General features: G+C 60.8%; 11 protein-coding genes. All 11 read left to right on the forward strand.

The features are described 5' to 3' along the window. The coding region (locus BLU15_RS36710) for an ATP-binding protein (RefSeq protein ID WP_176960477.1) at positions 1 to 256 on the forward strand (256 nt) is incomplete at its 5' end. A 469-nt stretch (positions 257 to 725) separates the two neighbouring features. Then, the gene (locus BLU15_RS36715; RefSeq protein WP_090302201.1) at positions 726 to 1,553 is read left to right on the forward strand and encodes a transporter substrate-binding domain-containing protein; all 828 of its coding nucleotides are present in this window, start codon (positions 726 to 728) and stop codon (positions 1,551 to 1,553) included. 59 nt (positions 1,554 to 1,612) lie between these two features. Beyond that, a complete protein-coding gene (locus BLU15_RS36720) occupies positions 1,613 to 2,893 on the forward strand; it encodes an NAD(P)/FAD-dependent oxidoreductase (RefSeq protein WP_090302242.1) in 1,281 nt (426 codons plus the stop codon). A 29-nt stretch (positions 2,894 to 2,922) separates the two neighbouring features. Then, entirely contained in the window at positions 2,923 to 3,894 is a 972-nt protein-coding gene (locus BLU15_RS36725; RefSeq protein WP_060644205.1) for an amino acid ABC transporter permease, read from the forward strand. A 7-nt stretch (positions 3,895 to 3,901) separates the two neighbouring features. After that, positions 3,902 to 4,774: a DMT family transporter gene (locus BLU15_RS36730; protein ID WP_244546948.1), complete on the forward strand. Its 873-nt coding sequence runs from the start codon at positions 3,902 to 3,904 to the stop codon at positions 4,772 to 4,774. Between the two features lie 354 nt (positions 4,775 to 5,128). Further along, positions 5,129 to 5,860 (forward strand): GntR family transcriptional regulator, encoded by a 732-nt coding sequence (locus BLU15_RS36735; RefSeq protein ID WP_060529941.1) that lies wholly within the window; start codon positions 5,129 to 5,131, stop codon positions 5,858 to 5,860. A 137-nt stretch (positions 5,861 to 5,997) separates the two neighbouring features. Next, positions 5,998 to 6,990, forward strand: a complete 993-nt coding sequence (locus BLU15_RS36740; protein WP_234824558.1) for a LacI family DNA-binding transcriptional regulator — start codon at positions 5,998 to 6,000, stop codon at positions 6,988 to 6,990. Positions 6,991 to 7,159: 169 nt separating this feature from the next. Then, complete coding sequence (locus tag BLU15_RS36745) at positions 7,160 to 8,173, forward strand: SIS domain-containing protein (RefSeq protein ID WP_090302205.1); 1,014 nt, start codon at positions 7,160 to 7,162, stop codon at positions 8,171 to 8,173. Positions 8,174 to 8,259: 86 nt separating this feature from the next. After that, positions 8,260 to 9,585 carry an ABC transporter substrate-binding protein gene (locus BLU15_RS36750; RefSeq protein ID WP_090302207.1) on the forward strand — a complete coding sequence of 442 codons (1,326 nt, stop codon included), beginning with the start codon at positions 8,260 to 8,262 and terminating at the stop codon, positions 9,583 to 9,585. 22 nt (positions 9,586 to 9,607) lie between these two features. Then, on the forward strand, positions 9,608 to 10,564 hold the full coding sequence (locus tag BLU15_RS36755; protein ID WP_234824559.1) for a carbohydrate ABC transporter permease: 957 nt from the start codon (positions 9,608 to 9,610) through the stop codon (positions 10,562 to 10,564). Then, positions 10,561 to 11,421, forward strand: a complete 861-nt coding sequence (locus BLU15_RS36760) for a carbohydrate ABC transporter permease (protein WP_034798608.1) — start codon at positions 10,561 to 10,563, stop codon at positions 11,419 to 11,421. Before BLU15_RS36755 ends, BLU15_RS36760 begins: the two co-directional genes overlap by 4 nt. Positions 11,422 to 11,427 lie beyond the last annotated feature (6 nt).

Below are 11,427 nucleotides of genomic sequence, written 5' to 3' on the forward strand. Positions count from 1 at the left end.
CAATGCAGCCCACTTATTTTTCCAGCTCGTATCGAGGCGCTACGAGCGGGGTGCAATGCTCGTCACCTCCAACCGCAGTGTCGGAGAATGGGGAACAGTGTTCGGCGACCCCGTCGTGGCAACTGCTATCCTTGATCGGTTGCTGCATCACAGCCACGTCATCACAATCCGTGGCGACAGCTACAGGCTACGAGAAAAGCGCCGTAGCGGGCTTCTACAGAAGTCCACGACGGCAGCCGGTATGGAGAGTAGCTAAACACCCTTGGCGGACCAGATTTGCGTGTCGCCTAAGGACCAGTTCACGATGACGCTTGATATGGTGGACCTGCTGCTGGCGGGCGATTTCGACTTTTATCGGGGCACCCATTCTGCGCTGATCGTTGCCGTTGCCAACATGCTCAGTCTACCGCTGATCGCCTGAGGGCTCCCGAGCCTAAGATGGCATGATCCTAATCAACGCTCCCCTTTATGGAAGCAAAGCTCTTCGATCTCGATCGCGTTTCGGGAGCGGTTTTGCTTCTCGCATGAGGTAGTAAACGGTTAGATATGAACTGGCCGATCGCTTGATCGGCCAGTTCATATCTACGAGACATGTATTGATCTCGTTCTTTCATGAATCGGTAACAGTGGACACTTGACTCGCGGCAGCAGCTGTTGAGACTCTTTCGTTGTCAGACATCTTACATAAACGGGGATCCAAACTGACGGATCACAAGGAGGACCACATGAAAAAGCTCTTCATGCGACTGACTGTAGGTGTTGCCTTTGTCGCTGCCGCCGTATCGGCCCATGCTGGCGAGACGTTGGATCGCGTCATGGAAAAGAAGGCGATGGTCGTCGCCACCAACAGCGGCTGGCCGCCCCAGAGCTATCTCGATGACAGCAACGAGATGGTCGGCTTCGACATCGACGTGTCGCGCGAGATCGCCAAGCGCCTCGGCGTCGAGGTGAGCTTCGAGACGCCGGACTGGGCGACGCTCACGGGCGGTCGCTGGCAGGGCCGTTACGACCTCGGTGTCGGTTCCGTAACGCCCACCAAGGCACGCGCCCAAGTGATCGATTTCGTCGGCATCTATTACTACAGCCCTTATGTGTACGTCGTGCACAAGGACAGCGACGCCAAGTCCGTCACCGACCTCAACGGCAAGGTGATCGGCGTCGAAACGGCGACGACCTCGGAAGACTTCATCAACCGGAAGCTGGAAATCGACGCTCCGGGCCTGCCGCCGATCGAATACAAACTGGAGCCGGGTGAGGTCCGTACATTCGCCGATTCCATGCTGCCCTTCGACGACCTTCGCCTCGGCGCTGGCGTTCGCCTCGATGCGGTAATCGCACCCGAGCAGACCGCGATGAATGCCATCAAGAATGGCTATCCGGTCAAGGTTCTCGAAGGCGAATATGCCTTCCGTGAGCCGCTGGTCGTTATCAGCGAGAAGGTCGACCCGGACTGGACGGCCAAGGTCGGTGGTATCGTCGAAGAGATGAAGAAGGACGGCACGCTCGGCCAGCTCACCACCAAGTGGTATGGCAAGGACTACAGCGCCGACTGATAAACACCGGTGCGGGCCTTTTCGCCCGCACCCTTCCATTCGAAGGGGGGCGCATGCCGATGACTTATCCAGACACCTACTATAAACGAACGATGGCGGACCGGACGGCGCGACCAGTCCTTTCGGGTACGGTCGAATGTGACGCGGTCATCGTCGGCGGCGGTCTTGCCGGCCTTTCGACGGCGCTGCAGCTTGCTCGCGCCGGCAAGCGCGTCACGGTGCTGGAGGCTGAGAGCGTCGGCTTCGGAGCGTCCGGCCGCAATGGTGGCTTCGTCAGCCCCGGTTATGCGACCGGCGGCGACGACATTGCCCGGGTCACGGGCAAAGATGCGGCCCGCGAGCTGCACCTCCTCTCCGTCGAAGGCATGGAATTCATCCGCGAGAACATCAAGACGCTCGGCATCGATAATGCGAAGCCAGAACCGGGCATCATGAGCGTTCTGCGTTACGACAATGGCGCGAGCCTCAAGGCCTATGCCGACGAGATAAGTCGCGAATACGGCTACGAGCTCGAATACATGGACCGAGACGCCGTGCGTGCTGTGCTCAAATCCGAGCGTTACTTCCAGGCATTGCGCAATCCGACTGCCTTCCATATGCACCCGCTTAACTATCTACGTGGCATCGCGGCGGAGATCGAGCGGCTTGGGGGGCGCATCTGCGAGCAGTCGCGGGCGACTTCGGTGATTTCTTCCGGTTCCGAAAAACGTGTGAAAACTGCACGGGGCGAGGTGAAGGCCCCTGACGTCGTCTTCACGACGGGTGGTTATACCGGTTCGCTGAATGGCAAGTTAAAGCGTTCCTATCTGCCGATTGCCACCTATGTGATGGTCAGCGAGGAGGCGCCGGAGCTGATCGCCACGGCGATCGCCACGAAGCACGCCATCGGCGACAACCGCCGGGCCGGTGACTACTACCGCCTCGTCGACGGAGGCCGCCGGATCCTCTGGGGCGGGCGTATCACCACGCGTGCTGCCTCGACCGCAGGCCTCGTCAAGGAACTGCGGGCCGAAATGGTCGATACCTATCCGCAACTTGCCGGTCTCAAGACGGAGCTCGCCTGGTCAGGCCTCATGTCCTATGCCCGGCACCTGATGCCTCAGATCGGACGTATGAGCCCAGGCATCTGGTACTGCACGGCCTTTGGCGGTCACGGCCTCAATACCACGGCGATCGGCGGCAAGGTCATTGCCGAGGGCATTTTGGGGACAAGCGAACGTTACAAGCTTTACCAACCTTTCGGTCTCGTCTGGGCCGGCGGCCTGGCGGGGCTTGCGGTGGCACAGCTCACCTACTGGAAACTTCAGGCGCAGGACTGGTGGCGCGAGCGTGCGGCTTAAACAGCTTCTACAATAAAATGGGGCGGAATATGATTGGTCGACTGATACTCACCTATCCCGAAGCGTCGCGCAGGGCAGGCGGCCTGCTAATCCTTGCGATCGTCGTGGCGATCCTTTACGCCCTCGGGGTCAGTTCCGCCTGGATCGGCCATGTTCTGCCGTCCTTGACAGACTGGCTGAAGGAGAACCCAGCGATCAGCCGCGTCGTCTCGTCGGTGCTGATCGCGCTCATCGTCGCCGCCAACTGGCAGGCGCTGCGCCAGCTGTCACGCCGCCAGCAGATCGTCGCCGTCTGGCTCGAGCTGTTCGCGCTCCTGATGCTGTTCTTCTACTCCTTCGATCTTTCCTTCGCCTTCATCGCCAAGAAGATCGGCTTCCTCATCACGCAGGGCGTGACGACGACGCTCTTCATTTCGGCGATTTCGATCGTCATCGCCACCATCATCGCGCTGGCCGGCGCCATCGCGAAACTCTCCAACAATGGCGTGATCTACGGGCTTGCAACGTTCTATACGTCGCTTTTCCGCGGACTGCCGCTGCTCATGCAAATTTACATCATCTATCTCGGCCTACCGCAGGTGGGTTACGTGATCGGCGCCGTACCGGCTGGCATTCTCGCGCTCTCGCTGTGTTACGGCGCCTACATGACGGAAATTTTTCGCGCCGGCATCCAGAGCATCAATCGCGGTCAGACGGAGGGCGCGACCGCGCTCGGTCTCACTCCGGCGCAGACGATGATGCTGGTCATCTTGCCCCAGGCCATGCGGGTCATCATCCCGCCGACTGGCAACCAATTTATCGCAATGCTGAAGGATTCCTCGCTGGTATCTGTCGTAGGCGTTTGGGAAATCATGTATCTCGCCCGCACCCAAGGCCAGACGGAATTCCGACATATCGAGATGCTGATCACCGCGTCCATGATCTACTGGACCCTTTCGATTTGCCTGGAATATGCCCAGTCCCGCATCGAGGAACGGTTTGGCCGCTTCAATGTCCGCTGAGGCATCCGTGGCAGACGGCGACGGCACTCCGGTCGTGCCGTCGTCGAACCGTCGGGGCGCGCTGCTCGTGCTCGCCGCCTTCTTTATGTTCTCCGCAACCGATGCGATCGTCAAGATCATGGCGGGAACGATGCCTGCGCCGCAGGTGACCTTTTTCGTCACCATTGCAGCTCTCCTTCTGCTCTTGGTCCATGCACTCGCAACCGGCCGTCTTCGCCGCCTCATCCCACGCCAACCGTCGCTCGCCTTCTGGCGAGCGCTGCTGCTGGCGTTCGATACGCTGCTGATCCACTATGCCTTCGCCAAGTTGCCGCTTGCGGAAGCCTATCTTATCGCCTTCCTCACGCCGATCCTGGTGGCGATGCTGAGCTTCGTCTTCCTCAAGGAGCGGCGGTCGCGCATCGGCTGGGCCGGTGTACTGATCGGCTTTGCCGGCGTCGTCGTGGCGCTGAAACCGGGCGTCGCGCCGCTCAATCTCGGCCATCTCGCCGCCTTTGGATCTGCCGTGCTTTTTGCGCTGTCGTTAATCCTGCTGCGCCGGGCGAAGGTGATGGAAAAGGATGAAGCGCTGGTTGCCAGCCTGCTCGTCGTTATGACGCCTGTCGCCTTCGCGGTTGCGGCTGTTTCGGGCGAGCCAGCACCGCTCCGCCTTACCGATCTTGGCTTATCAGTCGCGGGCGGTGCCTTGATGCTGGGCGGACATGCGTTGCTGGTGCGCGCTTTCCGTGTTGGCGAGGCTTCGGTCGTTGCGCCGTTCCAGTACAGTCAAATCATCTGGGGCTGCTTCTACGGCATCTTCCTCTTCGCAACGCCGTTAGAGCTGTACACGCTGCTGGGCGCGGCGATCATCATCCTGTCCGGATGGCTTGTCCTGAAATAAGCTTGAGGGCAGCGAGTTTCCTGCGGCTGTGCAGGGCAAGAAGATGCTTTTTGCGCCCGCCGAAAGGCAGGAGGCGATCACCGTGTCGATCCGTTTCTGCCGGCCGAGACGCCCGACTGGATGCGCAGGGATTACTGTTCGTCGAAGTTCAGCAGGGACATGTCTTCATTGCCATGGATTAAAAAGTTGTAAGACAACGGACATTGTGGATGTTGCCTGTCAAGGCGATCCTTGGAGATCCAGCGGCTGGAAGTGCAACTGCTCGCGCACGGTTTCTGCATACGCCCTACACTTGACCATCCCGGATTTGTCAGACAAGGAAGTTGCAACGACAATCAATGACGAGGCACGCCTGTGGAGGAGCCCCTTCGCGATTCACGCACCCTCGCTGTCCAGCTCCGGGACCGGATCGCCGATCTTATTAAAGATAAAGGGCTGAGGCCGGGCGACAGGTTGCCGACCGAAGCACAGCTGACGCAGCGGTTTAAGATTTCTCGGCCGGCGCTGCGCGAGGCGCTGAAACTGCTCGAACAGGACGATGTGATCAATGTCGAGCATGGCCGTGGCCGGTTCGTCTCGGCGCTCTCAGCCGTGCAGGTCGATCGACCGATCACCGTCTTCGAGAGCGTTACGGACATGGCGCGGCACTACGGCTACCGGACGGTCAACAAGGTACTTTCGATCTCCGAGGAGGCGCCGGACGCGTGCGTCGCCGAGAGCCTAAGGCTTGGCCCGACGGACCGCGTGATCCGTATCGAGCGCATCCGCCTGCACGAGGACGAGCCGATCCTCTACTGCATCGACTACATGCCGCGCAGCCTGATTGAAGGGCGCCTCTACGACATCGACTGGAGCGGCTCGCTGATGCAGCTCATGGAGGAATACGGCAACCGCCCGCGCATGTCGGCGGCCAGCGTTTCCGCTGTCATGCTGCCGGACGACATTGTCGAGCGTCATGGTCTGAAAGACTTCGGCCCAGCGCTTCTCATCACCGAAACTTGTTTCAACGCCGCCGGCGCGCCGGTGAACTACGCCATCGACTACCATCGCGGCAGCCATTTCTCCTTCAGCCTCGTTCGTAAATGATGTCGCTGTAGGGGCAGGAACCGTGCGTCACGCGCATGACTAGGCGAGCGTGCTATCCGAAGCTACAAGGGATCGCGAAGCGTCCTGCTCGTACGATTGGAGGTGACATGGTTCAGAAACCGGCGACTTTGAAGGATGTGGCGGCGCTGGCCAATGTGTCGCGCGCAACGGCCGCCCGGGCTCTCAACAGTTACGGATATGTCGGCGACGAAACCGCCCAAAAGATCCAGGCGGCCGCGGAAAAGCTGGGCTATCGCGGCAACCGCCTCGCGCAGGCGCTGCGTAGCGGGCAATTGCCGATCGTCGGTTGCATCCTCGGCGATATCCAGAACCCGTTCTTCGCCCGCATCGCGCACGATATCGAGGTCCTCGCCCGCGAGTTCGGGCACAATCTCATCATCGGCAGCAGCGAGGAGGAGTTGGCGCAGGAAATTTCCCTTCTGGCGAGCCTCCGGTCACTAAGCATCCGCGGCTTCATCGTCGCGCCGACCTCGGAGGGCAACAACGCCCACCTCCAGGGTCTGGTCGACGAGAACGTGCCGCTGGTGCTGATCGACCGTGTCGCAGAGGGCGTCGATTGCGACAGCGTCGTCGTCGACAACGAGGGCGGCGCCCGCAAGGCCGTCGAATACCTGATCGGCATGGGCCATACCCGCATCGGCCTGTTGCAGGACGACATGCGTATCTTTACCTCACGCGAGCGCAGGAGCGGCTATAGGTCGGCGCTCGCCGCGGCCGGGATCGCGGCCGACGACCGTATGGTCGCCGTGTCGCAATCCACCGTGGAGCACGCGGTCGATGCGACCATACGGCTCTTCAGCCAGAAGACACCGCCGACGTCGCTTTTCACCGTCGACAGCCTGATGACGCAGGGCGCGCTCCTGGCCTTTCGGTCAATGGGGGTTTCCATCCCGCACGACGTCTCGCTCATCGGTTTCGACGACTTCAATCTGGCGACTTTCACCGATCCGCAGATTACCGTCGTTTCGCAGCCCGTCTCCGAGATCGGCCGCACGGCTGCTCGGGTGCTGTTCGAAAGGCTCACTGGCAAATTCGAGCCGCCGCGCAAAATCCGCTTTGAAACCAAGCTGATAGTTCGCGGCTCGGTGAGCCGCCGCGGCGGCGTCTGAGCGCCGCAAACCCCGCCTCAAAAAATTCGAGACGCCCACTTGCCAGCGCGAAAGTCTTGTGCGCTAAATATATGTGAGATCGATCTCACATCGTCTCAAAGTTTATTCGCGTTGGGACGCCACCTCGCTTCAAAGGCGATTTCGCGCAGCGCAAAACGGGAAGGTACAAATGCTCAACTTCGATAGAGATCGCTTTGTGAAGATACAAAGCGGTGCAGTCGCAATCGCCGACGACATGCGCGCCCTGATGCGCGGTCTGCTCGACGACGGTCTGGAACGCATTTTCTTCATGGGGACCGGCGGCGTGCAGTTCCTAACCCAGCCGGCCATCGAGCTTGCGCGCGCTTTGACGGTATTCCCGGTTTCGGCCGCCTATTCGGCGCAGGTCGTGCTGGAGCCCCCGGCGGGCCTCAACGAGAAGGCGCTGGTCGTGCTGCCCTCGCTGTCGGGCACGACCAAGGAAAGCGTGCAGCTTCTCGCCTTCCTTAAGGAGCGCGGGGTGAAGACGCTGTCGCTCACCGGGCACAAGGACACGCCGCTCGGCCGCGACGCCGACTACAACTTCACCAATTTCGCCGAAGACGATACGTCCTCGGAATCCTTCTACCTCCAAACCCTGCTCATCGTGCTCGCGCTGCTGGCCGAGCGCGGCGAATACGCCGATTTCGACGCGACGGTCGGCGAACTGGCGCTGTTGCCGGAGCTATTGGTTTCGGTGAAGGAGGGCTACGAGGCCGAGGCCGCCGCGCTCGCCCGGGAAATCAAGGACGAAACCTACCACATCTTCACCGGCGCCGGTTCCGTCTGGCCGGAAGCGCACTACTACGGCATGTGCATTCTGGAGGAAATGCAGTGGATCCGCACGCGCCCCGTGCAGGCATCCGACTTCTTCCACGGCACGCTGGAACTGGTGGAACCGGGTGTCAGCCTCTTCATCTTCAAGGGCGAGGATGCCTTCCGCCCATTGACGGACCGCGTGGAGAACTTCGCCAAGCGCTACACCGACAAGGTGCGCGTTCTCGATGCGGCTGCCGCCGACCTTCCGGGCGTCTCGGCCAGCACGCGCAGTCTCATCTCGCCGATTGTCCTGGCGACCATGCTGGAGCGCTTGAGCGCGCATCTGGAGGTGCTGCGCGACCATCCGCTGACCACGCGCCGCTACTACAAGCGCGTCGAATATTGAGGTTTTCCGGTCCGGCGGCGACGCCGGACCGTTCCCCGACCTTGCATGTCCCAAAGAAACGAAAGACAACAGAGAGGAACTGCGAAATGAAAGCCAATCCGTTCTTGAGCACGACGAGCCTCGGGTCGATCGCTGCTGCCGCCTTCGTCATCGGCAGCGTCGCTGCTGCATCTGGCGCGGAGCCGGTCGTCGCCGATCCCAATGCGACGGTCGACTATTCCGGCACGGTCAGCGTGCTGACGAAATTCGGTCTGCAGCAGCTTTCTCCCTTCTTCGTCGATGCCGCCCGGGACTATGAAAAGCTCCACCCCGGCGTGAAGGTCGAGCTCATCCAGGAGAGCGACGACAGCGTGAAGGGCAAGACGAAGGCGCTCGTGGCCTCCAATTCGCTGCCCGACGTCTATTTCACCTGGACGGGCAGCTGGGGTGAGAATTTCGTGCGCGGCAACCGCGCCGTCGATCTGACCCCGGTCATCGGTCCGGATACCGAATGGGGCAAGTCGCTCGCGACCGCTGCCGTCTCCGCCTTCCAGTACAATGGCAAGCTTTACGGCATTCCGCTTTATCTCGACGCCAAGTTCATGGGCTACAACGAGAGCCTGTTCGAAAAGGCGGGTGTCGCTGAGCCCAAGTCCTTCGAGGAGCTGCTCGGCGCCTGCGCCGCCCTGAAGAAATCCGGCGTCACGCCGATCTCCTTCGGCAACAAGGAAGGCTGGCCGGGCGTGCACTATGCCGGGCAGCTGCTAGCCTACAACGTGCCGCAGGCCACGCTCGAAAAGGATTTCATCCCTGCTACGGCCGAATTTGCCGATCCCGGGTATGTCGCCAGCCTCACACAGTTCAAGCAGCTCATCGACGAATGCTCTAATGGTTCAGGCACGAACGGCTCATCCTACGCCTCGGCCTTGCAGCAGTTCAGCAACGGCAAGTCCGCCATGTACTATCAGGAAATCATCGAGTTCGACCAGTCGACCGCGGACGGTGCGCTGAAACGGGAAGATTTCGGCTTCTTCAAGCTGCCGGTGCCGAAGGATGCCAAGGGCGACCCCAAGGCGGTCGAAGGCGCGCCGGAAGGCTACATGATCAATGCGGCTTCCAAGAACATTCCGCTTGCGATCGATTTCATGAGGTTCGTCACCTCGGCCGAAAACGGCAAGGTTCTCTCCGCGCCGCCTTATGGCCAGCCGAGCGCGACGGTCGGCGGATATTCGGTAGACGCCATGAACCCAGCCGTGGTCGACGGCCTCAAGGTGATCGCCGACGCCTCCTATCTGATGCCCTGGCTCGATACCGCCAATCCGCCGCGCGTTGCGGCCGCCTGGCTCTCCGGTCTCCAGGCGCTGATCGGCGGCTCCATGACACCCGAAGAGGTCATGGAACGGGTCAAGGAAGCAGCGACTTCGTCCAAGTAAGGATCGGCCCAGGATGACTGTCATGAAGCACGAGCAGAATGGTGAAGCCGTCAAAATCGGCTTCGCCGGGCCGGACCGGGCGCAAAGCCATCGGTTCGGCCCGCTGGCCGGGATCCTGTCGTTTCGCTGGGTGCTGGTCGCGTTCGTCCTGATCCTCTGGTTTGTCTATTATCCCATCATCGACAATTTCGTCGTGAGCACGAAGAACCAGGACATCTTCACAGGCGAGACCGCTTTTATAGGACTGGACAATTACCGCCGCCTGCAGGGCGACCCGGTCGTCTGGACGGCGATCGTCAACAACACGCTCTATGCCGTCATCTCCGTCATTTTCCAGGTTTTCGGCGCGTTCGTGCTGGCGGCCCTCATCGAGGGGCTTGCCGATGAGAGATGGCGCCGGTTCTGGCGCGCCGTCTATTTCATACCCTCGGCCATCTCGATCACCGTCACCGGCCTTCTATTCTATTTCATCTACCAGCCCGATATCGGCCTAATGGATTCGGCGCTGACGCAGATCGGGCTTGCGGAGTGGTCGCGCGCCTGGCTCGGCGAGGAGGGCACCGCGATCTACGCTATCATCGCCATGAGCCAGTGGCAGGGTTTCGGTTATTCGACGCTGCTGTTCGCTATCGCGATCCAGAAGATCCCGCGCGAACTCTACGACGCGGCGATCATGGACGGGGCAGGGACTTGGCGGCGCCTATGGAACATCACCTTTCCGCTCACCCGCGAAATGACCGGCCTGATGGTAATCGTCACGATCACCGGTGCGTTCCAGGTCTTCAACGAGGTCATGGTGATGACCGGCGGTGGGCCGAACAACAGCAGCCAGGTGCTCGGCACATGGCTTTACCAGCAGGGTTTCATCGAAAACGACTTCGGTTATGGCGCGGCCATCGCAACGGTTATCTTCGTCATCACGCTGATCACCGGCTTCGCGCAGCTCTGGTACACCAAGAGACGGAGGGTCGATCTGTGAGCGTCACCTATCAACCGCGGGAAACCGAGCGCACCGACTTCGCCGCCGTGCTGGCGAAGACCTGCCTCGTTACCTTCCTGATCAGCCTCGGCTTCGTCGTGCTCTATCCGCTGTTCTGGATGGCGATGAACGGCTTCAAGACCAATGCCGAAATCTTCGGCAACCCCTTCGCGCTGCCGAGCGGCTTCAGCATCGCAAACTATATCTCGGCCTGGAACCAGGGCATCCGGAATTACATCGCGACAAGCGTCATCGTCACGCTCGGATCGGCCGTCTGCACGGTGCTGGTCAGCGCCTGGACAGCCTATGGCCTCACGCGTTCGAAACTGCCCGGAAAGCCGTTTTTCGTCGGCATCGTGCTCGGTGGCCTCATGCTAAGCCCGACGGTCGCGGTCATCCCACTCGTGCGCATGATGCAGGGCCTTGGCCTCTATAACACCTATTGGGCGTTGATCATCCTCTACACCGCCTTCCGCATTCCCTTCACGACCTTCCTGATCCGCGCCTACATGCTCGGGCTGCCGCGGGATCTCGACGAGGCCGCCACCATGGACGGTGCCAGCGAAGGGCAGATTTTCCGGAAGGTGACGCTGCCGCTGTGCAAGCCGATCCTGGTGTCCTGCGTCATCCTGCATGTGCTCTTCGCCTGGAACGAGTATCTCTTCGCGATGATCTTCACCAGCGGCGCGGATTTGCAGACGCTGCCCGTCGGCCTCACCTCCATCATGGCAAAGCACGGAACCAACTATGCCGTCGTCTTCGCCGCCATGACGCTCTCCGCACTTCCCATCGTCATCACCTTCTTCGCCGCCCAGCGCTTCTTCATCCGCGGGCTGGCCGAAGGCATCGGAAAATAGGGCGGG

This window comes from Ensifer sp. YR511 (assembly GCF_900103045.1).
Taxonomy (GTDB): domain Bacteria; phylum Pseudomonadota; class Alphaproteobacteria; order Rhizobiales; family Rhizobiaceae; genus Ensifer; species Ensifer adhaerens.